We start from the raw sequence: 15,984 nt of genomic DNA, 5'->3' as shown, positions 1-15,984 counted from the left end.
CGGCCTTGCAAGCGAAGGTGTCGCGCGCGTGCATCATAAAGACAAAGAGGGATTAGGCGCCCCGGCGTTTACCCGGCTTGGGGAGAGAAGACAGCCGCGCGTCATGGCGGTTGATCCAGTTGGCGCTTTCTTCGAGCGGCAGCGGTTGGGAAATCGCTTTACCTTGCACATGGTTGCAGCCCAACTGTGCCAGCATCGCATGTTCGCCAATGGTCGAAACGCCATCCGCCACGGTTTGCAGACCAAGCCCCTCGGCAAAGGAAACGATGGCGGCGACAAGGCGCTGCTGTTCCGGGTCGCGGTCCACATTGGTCACGAAAGAGCGATGGATGCGAATCCGCTCTGCCCCGGTGCGACGAAGCGCAGCGACCGAGATCGGCCCAGTGCCAAAGCCCGCGAGTTCGATCTGGCAGCCGATTTTGGCGCAGCGCGAGATATTGCGCAGGATCACCTCATCATCAAGCTGCCCGGTCACTTCTTGCGCCAGCACGAGCCGTGTGCGCTCCGGATCAATGTCGAACCGCTCAAACTCCCATTTCAGACGGTCGAACATTTTCGGGTCGCTGACATGTGCCATGCCGAGCGGCAAGCTGACCGGCCCGGGGTCGGTGGGCAGGCGTTCCCAGTCGCGCAGCGCATTGAAACACTGAAACATCATGACTTCTGCAAGACGCATCTGCATGCCTGCGGCCGCAGCGGCAGGAATGATCTCGGCCTCGGTCAGCACGCCGCGATCCCGGTCAAGCCAGCGCGGCAGCGCCTGCATGCCGGAAATTGCCCCGGTATCGGTGCAGATTTGCGGCTGGAAATAAGCGACGATCCGACCCTCTTCCAGCGCGGGGCCGATATCGGCCGCAAGCGCGCTTTGGGTCGAGCTGGATTTGCCGATCTCTGGGGTGAAAGCGCGGATCGCGCCGGGGCCATTGCGTTTGGCTTCATCCGCAGCGGCTTCGGCGGCCGCCAGAATCGCGGTGCCCGTCGGTTCTGGGGCGCGGCTCATCAGGCAAAAGCCAACATGACAGGTGGTGTTGACCGAGCGTGCGGAAATGGAAAACGGCGCATCGCAAGCGGCTTGCAGGCGCGCAGAAAGCTGGATCATGCTTTCAAGATCAGGGCGCTGGGTCGGCGTTAAGATGACGGCATAGCGCTCCCGTTCGATCAACGCGATTCGGTCCGAATTGCGCAGCACTCCCCGCACTCGCTCGGCAAAGGCTTGCAGGAATTCATCGAATTCGCTGCGGTTCATTTGCCGCATCAGCGCTTGGCTATCATCCAGCCCAATCACAAGGCAGGCGGTGCCGCGCCCAGAGTCGAGCGCCTCTTGCAGGGTCGAATCGAGCATTTCCACCGCATCGGCGCGCTGCGGCACCGGGCGGTCTGAGGTTTCGTCAGGCTCTTCGGGCAGCACTTCGGGGCGGCTCATCCACGCGACGATAAGGGCGGTAATGCCCACGAGCGTCATGCCTTCAAGGTTAAACCACAGCCCCGCCAAAGCCGCGGCAGGCAAAAAGGCGACCATCTCGCGACGCAGCAGAATCGGTCCGGCGTGTTTGAGACGTTGTTTCTTCGCGGATTTCGACGGCTTGGCAGAAACCTGCCTCCCGAATTTTTTCATTTCGGCCCTCGGTGAATGCTGGGAAGGGAGCCCCCCTTCTTTCGCGCCCAAGCTAGGCCGGTTTGGTCAGCGAGTGGTTAAAACGGCTCTTTCAAGTTGGGGATGTTTTCGCTCAAATCCGAAACAGAATCTGTGCCGCCCGCTACCTTTGTCATATCGCGCATCAATCCCGCGAAATCGAACACGCGCGGGTCGCACAAATGCGAGGGGCGCGTGTTCATCAATGCGCGGAACATCACCTGCCGCCGTCCGGGGCTGCGCGCTTCCCAGCTATCAAGGATTTGCTTCACCTGCACACGTTGCAGCCCGTCTTGGCTGCCGCACAGATTGCAGGGGATGATCGGGTAATTCATGCCGCGCGCGAATTTCTCGCAATCGGCCTCGGCCACGAAGGCCAGCGGGCGATAGACGAACAAGTCGCCCTCTTCATTCAAGAGCTTCGGCGGCATCGTGGCAAGCCGCCCGCCGTGAAAGAGGTTCATGAAGAAGGTTTCAAGAATATCGTCGCGGTGATGGCCAAGCACGACGGCCGAGCAGCCCTCTTCGCGGGCGATTCGATAAAGATTGCCGCGCCGCAGCCGTGAACACAGGCTGCAATAGGTTTGGCCCTCAGGGATCTTTTCTTTCACCACGGAATAGGTGTCTTGATACTCGATCCGGTGTTCGACCCCCATCTTGGTCAAAAACTCGGGCAGCACGGTTGCCGGAAAGCCCGGTTGGCCTTGGTCAAGGTTGCAGGCCAGAAGCTCCACCGGCAACAGCCCGCGCCATTTCAACTCGGTCAGAACGGCCAGCAGAGTGAAACTGTCTTTGCCACCCGACAGGCACACAAGCCAGCGCGCGCCGGGCTCGATCATGCCATAAGTTTCAAGCGCTTCGCGGGTTTCGCGCAAAAGGCGTTTGCGCAGCTTTTTGAATTCGGTGGTGGAGGGCACGCCGGCCAAAAGCGGCGGCAGCGCGGCGTCGTCTTCGTCAAACATCTGAATGGTCCTTGCAGCCGCAGCGCGCATCATGGTCGGGGTCGGACCCCGGCACCGGGTCATAGCCACTGCCGCCCCACGGGTTGCAACTGAGAATGCGCTTGGCCGCGAGCCAGCCGCCTTTCAGCGCGCCATGTCGCTCAAGTGCCTCAAGCGCATAAGAGGAACAGGTGGGTTGGTAACGGCAATTGCTGCCCAATAGCGGCGAGAGCACGAGCCGGTAAAACCGCACCGGCAGCGCCAGCACAAAGGCCACCGGGCTCATTTTCCCCTCCGGCGGCCCTTTTGGCCAGGTTGGGGCGGGCGCGGTTTCATCGTGCGACCGGCATGAATATCGGCGATCGCTCTGGCGAAATCGGCTTGCAGGTCCGCGAATGTCCGGCTGGCAGTCACCTCGGGCCGACCTACAAGCACGTAGTCCCAACCGGGCAGGCCCAGGCTTGGCAGGCCAAGCCGCGCGACTTCGCGCAACCGCCGCTTGGCGCGATTGCGCGCCACCGCATTGCCGAGCTTTTTCGAACAGGTGAAGCCAACGCGCACAATATCGGCGGCAACAGGCTCGCCGTCGCTCCGTTTGCGGGCTTGCAGCAAAAAGCCGGGCGCCGCGAGCCGTTGGGCCGAGGCGGCACGCAAAAAATCCGCCCGTTGCTGCATGACTGCGATTCGCAGTATGCCAGCACTTGGCGGACAAACGGAAACCGCCGGGGCGCTTCCCGCACTCCGACCAGTGAGGTCAGTCGCAGGAGCCTCCGGCGGTGTCATGCTTTCAGGCCGTACTGCCTTACGCCGACAGAACCTTGCGGCCCTTGGCGCGGCGAGCGTTGAGGACCTTGCGGCCGCCTTTGGTCGCCATGCGGGCGCGGAAGCCGTGGCGGCGGGCGCGCACGAGTTTCGACGGCTGGTAGGTGCGTTTCATCGCGGTTACTCCGGTTGTCTGTCGGGGGGGCATCCTGAAACCGGCCGGATTCGGCTGCCCTTTCATTCGAAGCCCGTCCTTTAGGGGCATCGCCTGCACAAGTCAATTCTTCCTTGCGGTTTTTTCTAGGGCCTGTGCGACATGGTGAAAAGCCTGCATCGGCGCCCTTCCGCCCAAGCCTTCGCGCCCCTATGTATTGCGCGAATGCTTTGGTATTTCATAGAAATGCCGATTGCTTTCGGTAGGGGATCGAAAGGGCCCCCAGGCGGGCGGCCCGCCAATTCGGGACAGGATGAAGATCAACACTCTTTCTGGGCGGTTTCTGGTGCTCACGACGGTCTTCGTCGTGCTGGCGGAGATGCTCATCCTGTTGCCGGGGTTGGCGAACTTCCGTGAAGACTATCTGCTGACGCGACTGGAGCGTGCGCAGATCGCCTCGCTTGCGCTTTTGACCACCGACACGATGATCGAACCCGATCTGGAGCAAGAACTGCTCGATAATGCGGGTGTCTATAACGTGGTGTTGCGGCGCGATGCGGCGCGGCAGTTGGTGCTGTCTTCGCCGATCCCGCAACCGATTGCCGCAACCTATGACCTGCGTGAAGAACCGTTTTGGCGTTTGGTGCGCGATGCCTTGGTGGTTTTGGTTGATCCCGAAAACCATGTGGTGCGGGTGATCGGTGATCCGGTGCAAAAGGGCGGGTTGGTGATCGAGGTCACGCTGTCCACAGCGCCCTTGCGGCTTGAAATGATCGAATACGGGCTGCGGCTTTTGGCTTTGTCGGCCATTGTCTCGGTTGTGACGGCACTTTTGCTGTTCTTGCTGGTGCGGCGGTTGATGGTGGTGCCGATCAAGCGCGTGGTGGCGCATATGGCCGCTTATGCCGATGCGCCGGAAGATGCGCGCACGATCATCGCCCCCCAGGCGCGAATCGAAGAGTTGCGCGTGGCGGAAGAGGCCTTGGCTTCTATGCAGCATCAACTCACCGCGTCCTTGCGGCAAAAAGAACGTTTGGCCCAGCTTGGTCAGGCGGTGGCAAAGATCAGTCATGACCTGCGCAATATTCTGACCACGGCGCAGCTCTTTGCCGACCGTATGGAGGATTCGGAAGATCCCGCAGTGCAGCGCGCAGCGCCGAAGCTGATGAACTCTATTGGCCGCGCCGTGAACCTTTGCGAGACGACGCTTGCCTTTGGCCGTGCCGAAGAGCCGCCGCCGAAGCTCGCGCCGGTCGATCTTGGGGCGCTGGTGGCCGAAGTGATTGAGGGCGAGCAAGCGCCAGCCAGCGCCGCGCAGGTGGATTTTGTTACCGATGTGCCCGAGGGGCTGATGATCCGCGCGGATCAAGAACAGCTTTACCGCGTGCTGTCGAATCTCGCGCGCAACGCCCGTCAAGCGATTGAGGCCACGAACCAGCCCGGCACGATTGAGTTTGGTGCCGGTCAAAGTGCTGAGGGCTGGTGGATCAGGGTGCAAGACACCGGACCGGGCCTGCCCGAAAAGGCGCGTGAGCGGCTATTTCAGCCGTTCTCGGGGGGCGTTAAAAAAGGCGGCACGGGGCTGGGGCTGGCAATCTCGGCAGAACTTGTGCGCGGCCATGGGGGGCGGCTGGATCTGGTGCGGACCGATGCGACAGGCACTGAATTCCGCCTGACCTTGCCGCGGGCGCTGGAACTCACTCAGGCCGAACTCCCGGGGTGAGGCGCTTTCGCGTGGGAAAACGCAGTTTCTTGGCTGTGGATAAGAAACTTTGATTTTTCTTCGCTTTCCCCCTTGCATTGCCCGCAACGCGGGGCTAAATCGCCCCCCACAGCGGACCCGTAGCTCAGCTGGATAGAGCATCAGACTACGAATCTGAGGGTCGGGCGTTCGAATCGCTCCGGGTCCGCCATTTCCCAAACACGACTGTAATGTGACACGCCAGTGTCACGCTAACCGCTATCATGTGGCGTCAGGTCCTGTTTCAGGAGCAGGGCTTGGAGAGTACCGTGGTAGGGCTTTCCGTAATCGATAAAAATCAGAAATACTATTTCCTCGCCGAATCGTCACAAACTTGGCGTTAGGCGCCCTGACACGAGTTATTACGATTACGCTTCGTTTCCCGAACCGAAGACCGAAGCGCTGGGGGTGAAAGTGGCAGAGTGTAAGAGGTCTCGTTCAATGGCATTGTGGCTCTCGGTCGCTTATGCGGTCATGGGCGTGCTCTATGTGTTGACGAGTGATTGGATCTTGGGGCGCATCGTCCCCGATCTGACGAAGTACCAAATGTTCCAAACGGTGAAAGGCTGGACCTTCATCGCGCTGACAGCTTTGGGGCTTTGGGTGATCTTGCGCCATGTCTTGGGCCGGCTTGAGACCTCGCTGGCCGATGCAAATCTTGCGGAAAGCCGATTGCGGGGCGCGCTGATCGCGGCAGGCGGCTCTATTTGGCGGACCGAGAAAAAGCCGGATGGCGGTTTGAATGTCTTTGCCCGCGGCAGTTTGATGCGTGGGGTCAATGCCGCGACACGCGTGACATATGATGATGTCCATCTGCGCAGCCGCATCCACCCCGAAGATCGCCCGATCTATGATGCCTTTTCTTCGGCGATTTCCCATGGTGACGCGGAGTTGCCGACAGTGATCTGGCGCGTGCGCACCGATGGTGGCGAGTGGCGATGGGCGAAAATTGTTCCCGATCTAGAAAGCCTAGACCGAAATGCGCCTGGCTCGGTTTATGGGGTGTCGCTCGACATCACGGACCTGAATCAGACCACCCAAGCGCTTACAGATGTGATCGCCGGGGCCGAATTGGGGACTTGGCGGCATGATTTGCGCAGCGGGTCGTTGCAGGTGAACGCCCGATGGGCGGAAATGCTGGGCTATACGCTGGAAGAATTGAACCCTCAGGTGATCGACGATTGGCGGGCCTTGGTTCACCCGGATGATATGGCGCATCTTGCGCCGATTCATGCGTGGCAGTTCGAAAATCAGGAGCATTATTTCGGTTTCGAATTCCGCATGCGTCACAAGAACGGACACTGGGTCTGGATCGTGTCGCGCGGGCGCGCCGTGGAAATTGACGACAAAGGCAATGCTCAAATCTTGTCGGGCGTGCATATTGATGTGTCGCGGCGCAAGGCGCTTGAGGCCGAGTTGCGCGAGCAAAGTGATTTCTTGCAGCGGCTGACCGAAACCTCTGTCTCCGGCATTTTGGCGCTGGATGAGGCTGGCGTGGTGGTCTTTGCCAATTTCGAAGCCCAGCAAATTCTGGATACGACAGGTGCCGGGCTGGTTGGACGACGCCAAGATGAAATCGGTTGGATGCAACGCGGAGCAGGGCCTTCTGGGGCCGGGGTTCCGCTGGGGCGATTGCGCAAAGAGCGCGCGGTGCTGCGCGATTTACGGCTCACTTTGCCTCTGTCCGATGGCACCGAACGCGAAATTTCGGTCAATGCGGCGCCGATGGAATCGCCCGATGGGCGGTTGCAGGTGGTTTGCTCGGTGTCGGATATCACGCAGCGTCTGATTGATGAACGGCTCTTGGCGCAAGCGGCGGAAGAAGCGCGCTTTGCTGCGCGCCACGATGCCCTGACCGGGCTGCCAAACCGCGAATTGTTCGGCGCGCATGCCGAGTCGATGGTGCGGCAGGCGCGCACGGACGGGCGGCTTGTGGCGCAGGTGTTCCTTTGTGTCGATCAGTTCCAGCAGGTGAAAGATCGGTTCGGTCCGCTTTTGGGTGATCGGCTTATTTGCCAGATCGCGGAGCGGCTTGATGGTCTGCGCGACGGGGCCAAGGTGCTGGCGCGGGTGGGCGCGGCGGAATTCACCTTCCTTGATCGTCTGGATTCGATGGAAGAGGCGGCACGGCTGACGGCAAGTATTGCTGTCGCGTTTGAGACGCCGTTTGAGCTTGATGGTCAGACGATCTACCTCAACAGCTCGATGGGTGTGTCACTTTATCCGATGGATGCGATGAGCGCCGAGGAAATGTGGATCAATGCTGATCTTGCCATGTACGAGGCGAAGGCGCTTGGCGGTAACCAATGCGTGGCCTTTACCGCCAAGCTGCGCGATCGGATGGCACGCGAAGCGCTGATTGGCCAATCTTTGCAGCGCGCCATTCGTGAGCGGGCCTTTGAATTGGTCTTGCAGCCGAAAGTGAACTTGCAAAGCGGCAATACGCTCGCCGGGGCAGAAGTGCTGATACGTTGCACCGACCCGGACCTTGCGGGCATTGGCCCGGCGGAATTTATGCCGGTGGCGGAAAAGACCGGGCTGATCCGGCAGATCGACCTTTTGGTGATCGACCTTGCGGGGCTCTTTATGGCCGATTTGCATGGGCGTGGTTTGTCGCTGCATCTCTCGATCAACCTATCGCCCGAAAGCCTGCGTCAGGCGGGGTTTGGGGCAGAAGTTTTGGCGCATATGGCAGCGGCGGGCCTTGGGTCAGAGGATGTGCAGTTTGAACTGACAGAAGGCGCGGTGGTTGACCTCAAATCTGACGCGCGCGGCGCGATTGCGCTTTTGCTGGAAGCCGGATTTGAACTCTCTGCCGATGATTTCGGCACCGGCTATTCTTCGATGAGCTATCTGCAAAGCCTGAACCTCAAGGAACTCAAGATCGACCAGAGCTTTGTGTCGCGTCTTGGCTTGGATGACGGCGCTGCGGATGCGATCGTTTTGGCCACTTTGGCGATGGCGCAAGCGCTGGGGCTACGCAGCGTGGCCGAGGGGATTGATACGCCCGCGCAAGAAGAATGGCTACGTGCGCATGGATGCGATGTGGGGCAAGGCTATCACTTTGGCCGTCCGATGCCGCTGGAGAAGTTCGTCGAAACCTATCTGGCCACCCCCAAGCTGCGCGAAGCCGCCGTGGCGCGGTAATTTCGCAAGATCGGGGCCAAGCGTCACGCTGCGTTGCCCCGACGGGGCCACTATGATCCCCTTGCCGCGAAGGGGGACGAGATGCGCACAAGTGAGACCCATCCATTGCAGATTGCCGAGGTTTGCGCCGGGCCGGGGTTTGGCCGGATTGGCCTGACCTTCTGCCCCGGCAAGCATGACCGGGCCGCTTATTCCGGCGCTTGGGCGCGTGATCTGACCACAGATATGGTTGCCATTGCCGCTTGGGGCGCGCGGGTCGTGGTGACTTTGGTGGAACCCGCCGAACTTATTGCGCTTAAGGTGCCGGATTTGGGCGATGCGGTGCATGCGCATGGCATGATCTGGCGGCATTTGCCGATTGCCGACTATTCGATCCCCGATGAAGCGTTCGAGGCGCGCTGGGCTGCGGAAGGGCGCGCCTTGCGTGATACTTTGCGTGCGGGTCAAGATATTTTGGTGCATTGCAAGGGCGGGCTCGGGCGCGCGGGCACGATTGCCGCGCGGCTTTTGGTGGAATTGGGAATAGAGCCCAAAGCGGCGATCCGCGCGGTGCGGGTGGCCCGCCCCGGTGCGATTGAAACGCCAAGGCAATTGGCATTGGTGCGCGAGACGGTGGCCGTGAATGAGCCCGCCATGGTGGATACCGCAAAAATGACTCGCATCGGTGGGCAGTTGGGCACCAACCCTGCCGGAGTTTGGGATGATGGCGCGGGGCGGCGCTATTACGTGAAAGAGCTCGAAAGCCCGGCCCATGCGCGCAATGAAAATCTGGCGGCTGCGCTTTACCGGCTCGCGGGGGCGCCGGTGCTGACCTATCTGCCCGCAGCCCAGCCCGAACAGGTGGCCACCCTTTTCATGCCGCTGGAAAAGACCTGCCTCGCGCAACTCAGCGAAGCGGAACGCCAAGCCGCCCAGCACTGGCTTGGCGTGCATGCGTGGCTGGCCAATTGGGATGCGGCGGGGTCTTTGGGGGACAATCAGGGCCTGATCCATGGGGTTGTGACCACGCTGGATGTGGGCGGCGCGCTCGATTTTCGCGCCTCGGGCGACCCGAAGGGCCGCGACTTTGGCTCCGAGGTGGGCGAGATCGACCGGCTGCGCACCGACCCAGACAACTCACAGGCGGTAAAGCTTTTTGGGGATATGGATGCGGCAGCGGTCGCAGCGGCTATTCGCGTCGTCACCCGCTTGCCCGATGCGGCGATTGCGCGTGTGGTCGCAGAATATGGACGCAGCGAAAAGCTGACCGCGAAGTTGATCGCCCGCAAAGCCGATCTGGCGCAGCGCCTTACAACGCCAGAAGCTTTGGCACCTGATCGGTGATTTCGTCCTGCACTTGCGTGTCCAGAACGGCAAGCCAGCGCATCGGTAGCGACTCAAGCCCCCAAAGCGCGCCGGCTAACATGCCGACCAAGGCGCCGGTCGTGTCTGCATCGCCACCTTGGTTCACCGTGGCCACAACCGCTTCTTCAAAGCTGTCGGCGGCCAAGAGGTGATGCAGCACGGTCTGCATGGTTTCGACCACAAAGGCCGAGCACAGGCCGCGATAAGGCTCAAAGCGGAAGATCCGATGCTGTTCCACAAGCGCCGCGCCCGCGCGTTCCACCGCGGCCTTGCCCTCGCCGACGATCAGACCTTGCACCATCCGCACCAGCGCCAAGCAAGCGGCATCTGAGAGCGGGTTGTTGTGCGTGGTATGCGCCTGCACCCGCGCCCATTCTTCGGCCCTGTCGGGCACGCCGAGCGTGGCGAGCGCCACGGGCAACACCCGCATCGCCGCGCCATTGCCCGCATCATCTTCCATCTCGAGCCCGGCAACTGAGCCATCGCGTTGAAACCGCTTGATGCCCCGCCGACACGTATTGCCGACATCGGCGGGCTTGGTGGCGAGCCAAGCGGAAAATTCCTCGCACAGATCACGGGCCTCCAGCCCACCGCAGCGAATGAGCGAGCGCCCAAGGGCAAGCGACATTTGCGTATCATCGGTTACTGCGCCGGGGCGTAGCCGCAGCCAGCCGCCGCCGGTGATGTCGCGGTGCACGCCCAACTGGGTGGCAATCTCGCGTGCGGTCATGAATTCGGTCGTGGCCCCCAAGGCATCGCCCAAAGCAAAGCCCAAATAGGCGGCCAAGGCCCTGTCTTGGCAATCAGACATCGTCGATCCTCACCCGGTACGCCCCGCCGATGGCAAGGAATTCGCGTTCGCCCTGCAAAAGCCGCGTGGGCAGCAGGCCCGGATATGAGAGCACTTTTACAACCGGAACTTCAACCGTCAGGATTTTATCGCCAAAGCAATCCGCCACCTCGCGCTCGGAGGAAAACGAGACGAGGTTGTTGAGCCTGATCACCGCCTCACGCTTGCTGGGCCGCTCCAAAATCGCATGTTCTTCTAGCGCATTGCTGCCGCGATACAGCGTCAGATGGCTTTGGGCGGGAAAAGCGAAGCGCCGCGCGACCCATTGCGCGGCCTCATACAGCAAATCAAGCTGGGTCCAGATCGCATTGCCATGAAACCGGCTTTGCATCTTTTCGCTGGTATAGACCTGCCACGCCGGGCAGGTCATGCAGGTCAGCACCTCTTTATGAAAGCTGGGCGCAATGCCAAAGCGGCTTTCCACCCAGCCCTTCAGCACCGCGCCTTCCGGCCCATTGCTGTTAAAACTCCACCCTTGCAAAAGCCGCAAGAATGAGGAGCGAAAGGGCCGCTTGCCGCCCGGCGCCTCTTGCTGCTCGGGGTCAATGGAAAACATCGCCTGCATATAGCTGAGCAGCGCTTCACCCGCCTCGGCCCCGCTTTCGGCCTGCTCGAACATGGTGAAAAGCGCGGGGTTCATTTCCCGCACGCCGTGGATTTGCAGCGGTTCGGGGGCGCTGTTGAAACGCGCGCTCGCCAACAGGTCCGGCGACCGCCCGACGCGGTTCGTCGAATGGCCAAGCCCCGGATTGCGCTGTGCAACGGTGTCGCTCATGGCGCAGATCATGCGCTGCCAAAACCGCGCTGTGAAGGCGACAGAAATGCAAACGGGGGGCCAAGCCCCCCGTTCAGCCCTTTCGGGACGGCTTGTCTGGCTCAGATCAGCCCGGCATGCGCCATCGCGGCGTCAATCGCGGCTTTGGTGCCATCGGTCAGTTCGGTCAGCGGCAAGCGCACCTCTGCGCTGCACAGCCCCAGTTTCGACATCGCGTATTTCGCGCCCGCCACGCCCGGTTCAAGGAAGATCGCGATATGGAGCGGCAGAAGCTGGTCTTGATAGGCAATTGCCTTAGCGTAATCCCCAGCCAGCGTGGCCGCTTGCATCTCGGCACAAAGTTTCGGCGCAACGTTTGCGGTGACCGAAATGCAGCCCACGCCACCCATCGCGTTAAAGCCCACAGCGGTCGCGTCTTCGCCCGAAAGCTGGATGAAATCGGCGCCACAGGTCATGCGCTGTTTCGCGACCCGGCTCAAATCGCCGGTGGCATCTTTCACGCCCACAATGCGCGGCAGTTTGGCCAATTCGCCCATCGTTTCGGGCGACATATCCACGACCGAGCGGCCGGGAATGTTGTAGATGATGATCGGCAGTTCGCAAGCATCATGCATCGCGGTGAAATGGGCGACCATGCCGCGCTGCGTGGGTTTGTTGTAGTAAGGCGTCACGACGAGCGCCGCATCGGCACCATTCTCTGCGGCATGGCGGATCAGTTCGATCCCTTCCGCCGTGGCGTTCGAGCCTGCGCCCGCAATCACCGGCACCCGGCCTGCAGCGGTTTCCACCACCACGCGGACGACTTCGTTATGCTCGTCATGGCTCAGCGTCGGGCTTTCGCCCGTGGTGCCCACCGGCACAAGGCCGTTGCTGCCCTGTTCAATATGCCATTCCACCAGCTTCTTGAGCATGTCCCAATCGACTGCGCCGTTCGTGAACGGCGTGACGAGTGCGGGGAAAGACCCTTTGAACATGACACGCTCCTGAGTGTTTTGGCGGATTCGCCGGTTGGAAAATTGCGCGGACCATAGGCGAGGCTTTCGAGCTTGCCAACTTGTGAATTGCATCCGTTACAACGAGCAGGCAGGTAATAAAAAACACGCGAGCAGAGCCATGACCTTTCAACGTGCCGTTGCGGCCCTCGTGGCTGCTTTTCTCTCTCTTTCTCCGCCGGTTGCGGTGGCTGATGTGCCCGAGGCCCTTGCCCGCGCGCTGGATGCCGCGCAGGCGCAAGATTGGCCCCGCGCGGCGGCAGAGGCGCGGGCATCTGGGCCGCTCGCTTTTGATATCATTGAATGGCAGCGGCTGCGCGCGGGCGCGGGGCGCTTTGCCGATTACGCGGATTTCACCACCCGCCGCGCTGCTTGGCCGGGGATGCCGCTGTTGCACGAAAAGGGCGAGGCGACGCTGGAGGGTGTGCCGCCTGCACAGGTGATTTCCTATTTCGCGACGATGGCACCGCAAACGGGAACGGGCGCGCTGGCGCTGGTGGCGGCGCATCTGGCGCAGGGCAATTCTGCAAAAGCGGCCAGCGTGGCGGAAGCCGCATGGCGCAGCCTTGATCTCAACCCGCAAGAGCAGGCCGATTTTCTGGCGCGTTACCCGGAGCTCGTCGCCCCGCATCATGGCGGGCGGATGCAGATGCTTTTGGAGGCTGGTAAGCTCGATCAGGCCCGCGCAATGCTGGACCTTGTAAGCCCCGGCACGCGCGCCGTGGCGGCGGCTCGGATTGCGCTGCAAGCGCGCGAGGCGGGGGTGGATGATCTGGTTGCGGCGGTACCCGAGCGGATGAGCGGGTCTTATGGTCTCGCGCTCGACCGGGCGTGGTGGCGCTGGCGCAATGATCTGGAGGTGCCCGCCGCCGATCTGATGCTGGAGTTTTCTACCGATGCTGACAAACTGGGTGACCCGGCGCTTTGGGCCGATCTGCGGTCGCGGCTTACGCGGTTTTTCCTGCGGGCAGGCGATGCACGGTTGGCTTACAAACTCGCTGCGCGACATCGTTTGCCGCAAGGCGGCGGCGATTGGGCCGAGTTGGAATGGCTTGCGGGCTATGCCGCGCTGAAATTGGGCGACGCGCCGACTGCGCTTACGCATTTTGAAACGGTCGAAGCTGGGGTTTCGAGCCCGATCTCGCAATCGCGGGCCGATTACTGGCGTGGTCGTGCGCTCGAGGCTTTGGGGCGCACGGGCGATGCGCAGCGCGCCTATGCTGAGGGCGCGCGCCATCAAACCGCCTATTACGGGCTTTTGTGTGCCGAACGCGCGGGCGTGCCGCTTGATGCCCGCTTTGCTGCAGCGCCCCCTTTGCCGGATTGGCGCGGCGAAAGTTTTACCGGGTCACCAGTGTTTCAGGCTGCGCTCTTGCTGCATCAGGCAGGAGATACCGCGCTGGCCGAGCGGTTCATTCTGCATCTGGAAGAAAGCCTGCCCACGGCGCAGATCGCGCCCTTGGCCAAGCTGGCTGAGGAATGGGGCAACCCGCATTTGATGCTGAGCCTTGGTAAGCGCGCGGCCTATGCGGGGCAGGTTTTGGTGCGCGCCTATCATCCGGTGCCGGAATTGCATCCCGAGAAGCTGGAGGTGCGCGAGGAATTGGCGCTGTCGATCGCGCGGCGCGAAAGCGAATTTGACCCGGTGGTGGTCAGCTATGTCGGCGCGCGCGGGATGATGCAGTTGATGCCGGGCACCGCGAAGATGATGGCCGAGCGCGAGGGCGTGCCCTATGAGCTTTCTCGCCTGACCTCGGACCCAAGCTATAATGTGCAACTCGGTGCGGCCTATCTGGCGGTGCTGGAGGAGGAATTTGGCGCCTCACCTGTGTTGGTGGCCTCTGGCTATAATGCCGGGCCGGGCCGCCCGCGCCGCTGGATCGAAGAACGCGGCGATCCGCGCAACCCTTCGGTCGATGTGGTCGATTGGGTCGAGATGATCCCTTTTGACGAAACGCGGACCTATGTGATGCGGGTGGCGGAAAGCCTGCCCATTTATCGCGCGCGGTTGGGCCGCCCCGATGCCGGGGTGCTGCGGTTCACGGATGAGTTGCGCGGGCGCTAACCCGCGCGCGCTTCCAATTTTGCCTTGGCGTGGGCCCGTGTGCGCCAAAGCGTGAAGAGCCCGGCGCAAACCACCACGCCCGCCCCAAGCGCCACATTGGGGCGCAACGTGTCATTAAAGACCAAAATCCCCAGCGCCGAGGCCCAGACCAGTTGCAAATAGGCGAAGGGCTGGATCGCCGAAGCCTCTGCCACCTCATAGGCGCGGATCAGCAGGAAATGCGCAGTGACTGCGGTAATGCACAGCGCCGCCATCCAAAGCCAATCGGCAAAGATCATCGGTTCCCAAAACCAAATCCCGAACGGGGTCATCACCACCGCACCCACAAGCCCGGTCCAGTAAAACGAGACTGCGGCGGCATCTTTGCGCGCGGCAAAGCGGGTGAGCAGCGAATAAAGCGCAAAGAGCAGTGCACAGACGAGGGGGATCACCGCCTCGGGCTTAAAGACCCCAAAGCCGGGTTCCAAAATGATCACAATCCCGGTGAAACCAATGCCAATGGCCATCCAGCGGCGCCAGCCAACCTTTTCACCCAAAACCGGGCCGGAAAGCGCGGCGACCAAAAGCGGGTATGAGGCAAAGACCGCATGGCTTTCGACCAGCCCCAAGATCACGAAGGCTTGGATCATGATGACGATCTCTGCCACCAACACCAGCGAGCGGAAAATTTGCATCAAGGGCTGGCGGCTATAAAGCGCGCGCACCAAGCCCCCTTCGGACCGCGCCGCGACGCTAAGCGTGAAAAGCGCAAAGAACCAATAGCGGATCGTGATCACCATATAGACGTTGTACGTCCCCGCGAGGTGGCGCGAGATCCCGTCTTGCATGGCAAAGATGAAGGTGGTGACCACCATCAGCCAAATGCCCTTGCCGATGTTTTGCTCCACACTCATGGCTTCTGGCCTCGGCTCATATGGCGTTTGCCCGCATGGCCCGGCACGCGCTCAACCGTAAAGCCCGCTGCCGAGAGGCCCCGGCGCACAAAGCCCGCGGCCGTGTAGGTGGCAAAGCTGCCGCCGGGGGCTGTGTGGCGCCCCACCGCGGCCATCAAATCCTCGCCCCACATTTCGGGGTTTTTGGCGGGCGAAAACCCATCCAGAAACCACGCATTGGCCTCTTCACCCCATTGTGGCAGGGTTTCGCGCACATCGCCCAAGATGAGTTCGACCGAAACACTGCCCAAGGTGAAGCGGGTCTCGCCGCGTGTCATCGCATCGACCAACGGCGCAGCGAGCGGAGCGGCTTCCGGGAAGGCTTGAAGCGCGCGCGCCATTTCATCCCCAGACATCGGAAAAGCCTCAAAAGTGGTGAAGCGAATGGGCAGCTCGGTCGCAAGGGCGGTGGCGATCAGGTTCAGCCCGGTGCCAAAGCCCAGTTCTGCCACATGAAAGCCCGGGCAAAACCGCGCGGGCAGGTCATTGCCCGCCAAAAACACATGGCGCGTTTCGGCCAAGCCGCCTGCAAGGCTGAAATAGGGGTCATCGAAGCGCGTGGAAACGGGCGTCGATCCGTCGCGCCAAATCAGCGCGGCTGGGCTCTGGTCTGAAGATGTCATAGGGGGTAGTGCCAAGTAAGTTCGC

The 15,984-nt window shown here is 61.6% G+C and carries 14 protein-coding genes and 1 tRNA gene; 5 read left to right on the top strand and 10 right to left on the bottom strand.

Features of this window, described 5'->3' with window-relative positions; all coding sequences use genetic code 11:
- Positions 1–52 precede the first annotated feature (52 nt).
- The 5 genes from BW967_RS05050 to rpmH form a co-directional block, all read right to left on the bottom strand.
- Positions 53–1,615: a GGDEF domain-containing phosphodiesterase gene (locus tag BW967_RS05050; protein ID WP_076483943.1), complete on the bottom strand. Its 1,563-nt coding sequence runs from the start codon at positions 1,613–1,615 to the stop codon at positions 53–55.
- Between the two features lie 77 nt (positions 1,616–1,692).
- Positions 1,693–2,595, bottom strand: a complete 903-nt coding sequence (gene ttcA, locus BW967_RS05045) for a tRNA 2-thiocytidine(32) synthetase TtcA (RefSeq protein WP_076483942.1) — start codon at positions 2,593–2,595, stop codon at positions 1,693–1,695.
- Positions 2,588–2,860 carry a membrane protein insertion efficiency factor YidD gene (gene yidD, locus BW967_RS05040; protein ID WP_076483941.1) on the bottom strand — a complete coding sequence of 91 codons (273 nt, stop codon included), beginning with the start codon at positions 2,858–2,860 and terminating at the stop codon, positions 2,588–2,590. Before yidD ends, ttcA begins: the two co-directional genes overlap by 8 nt.
- The gene (gene rnpA, locus BW967_RS05035; protein WP_076483940.1) at positions 2,857–3,357 is read right to left on the bottom strand and encodes a ribonuclease P protein component; all 501 of its coding nucleotides are present in this window, start codon (positions 3,355–3,357) and stop codon (positions 2,857–2,859) included. Before rnpA ends, yidD begins: the two co-directional genes overlap by 4 nt.
- Positions 3,358–3,376: 19 nt before the next feature.
- Entirely contained in the window at positions 3,377–3,511 is a 135-nt protein-coding gene (gene rpmH / locus BW967_RS05030; protein ID WP_076483939.1) for a 50S ribosomal protein L34, read from the bottom strand.
- A gap of 292 nt (positions 3,512–3,803) precedes the next feature.
- On the opposite strand from rpmH, the gene BW967_RS05025 reads away from it, so the two are divergent.
- The 4 genes from BW967_RS05025 (at position 3,804) to BW967_RS18905 (ending at position 9,701) form a co-directional block, all read left to right on the top strand.
- Complete coding sequence (locus tag BW967_RS05025) at positions 3,804–5,213, top strand: sensor histidine kinase (RefSeq protein WP_076483938.1); 1,410 nt, start codon at positions 3,804–3,806, stop codon at positions 5,211–5,213.
- A gap of 113 nt (positions 5,214–5,326) precedes the next feature.
- Positions 5,327–5,403, top strand: a tRNA-Arg gene (locus tag BW967_RS05020).
- A gap of 269 nt (positions 5,404–5,672) precedes the next feature.
- Positions 5,673–8,378: a sensor domain-containing protein gene (locus tag BW967_RS05015; protein ID WP_076483937.1), complete on the top strand. Its 2,706-nt coding sequence runs from the start codon at positions 5,673–5,675 to the stop codon at positions 8,376–8,378.
- Positions 8,379–8,459: 81 nt separating this feature from the next.
- Positions 8,460–9,701 carry a cyclin-dependent kinase inhibitor 3 family protein gene (locus BW967_RS18905; protein WP_083951947.1) on the top strand — a complete coding sequence of 414 codons (1,242 nt, stop codon included), beginning with the start codon at positions 8,460–8,462 and terminating at the stop codon, positions 9,699–9,701.
- On the opposite strand, the gene draG is transcribed toward BW967_RS18905, so the two are convergent.
- The 3 genes from draG to dapA all read right to left on the bottom strand — a co-directional run bounded on the left by draG (position 9,667) and on the right by dapA (position 12,321).
- Positions 9,667–10,533, bottom strand: a complete 867-nt coding sequence (draG, locus tag BW967_RS05000; protein ID WP_076483936.1) for an ADP-ribosyl-[dinitrogen reductase] hydrolase — start codon at positions 10,531–10,533, stop codon at positions 9,667–9,669. The genes BW967_RS18905 and draG overlap by 35 nt on opposite strands.
- Positions 10,526–11,347 (bottom strand): NAD(+)--dinitrogen-reductase ADP-D-ribosyltransferase, encoded by an 822-nt coding sequence (locus BW967_RS04995; protein WP_076483935.1) that lies wholly within the window; start codon positions 11,345–11,347, stop codon positions 10,526–10,528. Before BW967_RS04995 ends, draG begins: the two co-directional genes overlap by 8 nt.
- 101 nt (positions 11,348–11,448) lie before the next feature.
- Complete coding sequence (dapA, locus tag BW967_RS04990; protein WP_076483934.1) at positions 11,449–12,321, bottom strand: 4-hydroxy-tetrahydrodipicolinate synthase; 873 nt, start codon at positions 12,319–12,321, stop codon at positions 11,449–11,451.
- A gap of 139 nt (positions 12,322–12,460) precedes the next feature.
- Here dapA and BW967_RS04985 point away from each other — a divergent pair, with 139 nt between their 5' ends.
- Entirely contained in the window at positions 12,461–14,404 is a 1,944-nt protein-coding gene (locus BW967_RS04985) for a lytic transglycosylase domain-containing protein (RefSeq protein ID WP_076483933.1), read from the top strand.
- On the opposite strand, the gene BW967_RS04980 is transcribed toward BW967_RS04985, so the two are convergent.
- Together BW967_RS04980 and mnmD are read right to left on the bottom strand one after the other, a co-directional pair.
- The gene (locus BW967_RS04980; RefSeq protein WP_076483932.1) at positions 14,401–15,297 is read right to left on the bottom strand and encodes a DMT family transporter; all 897 of its coding nucleotides are present in this window, start codon (positions 15,295–15,297) and stop codon (positions 14,401–14,403) included. The two genes, BW967_RS04985 and BW967_RS04980, sit on opposite strands and share 4 nt — an antisense overlap.
- Entirely contained in the window at positions 15,294–15,959 is a 666-nt protein-coding gene (gene mnmD / locus BW967_RS04975) for a tRNA (5-methylaminomethyl-2-thiouridine)(34)-methyltransferase MnmC2 (protein WP_076483931.1), read from the bottom strand. Before mnmD ends, BW967_RS04980 begins: the two co-directional genes overlap by 4 nt.
- Positions 15,960–15,984 lie beyond the last annotated feature (25 nt).

This window comes from Rhodobacter aestuarii, from assembly GCF_900156655.1.
Lineage (GTDB): Bacteria > Pseudomonadota > Alphaproteobacteria > Rhodobacterales > Rhodobacteraceae > Rhodobacter > Rhodobacter aestuarii.
The sequence above is the reverse complement of the archived record's forward strand: the minus strand, read 5'-3'. Positions and strand labels throughout refer to the sequence as shown.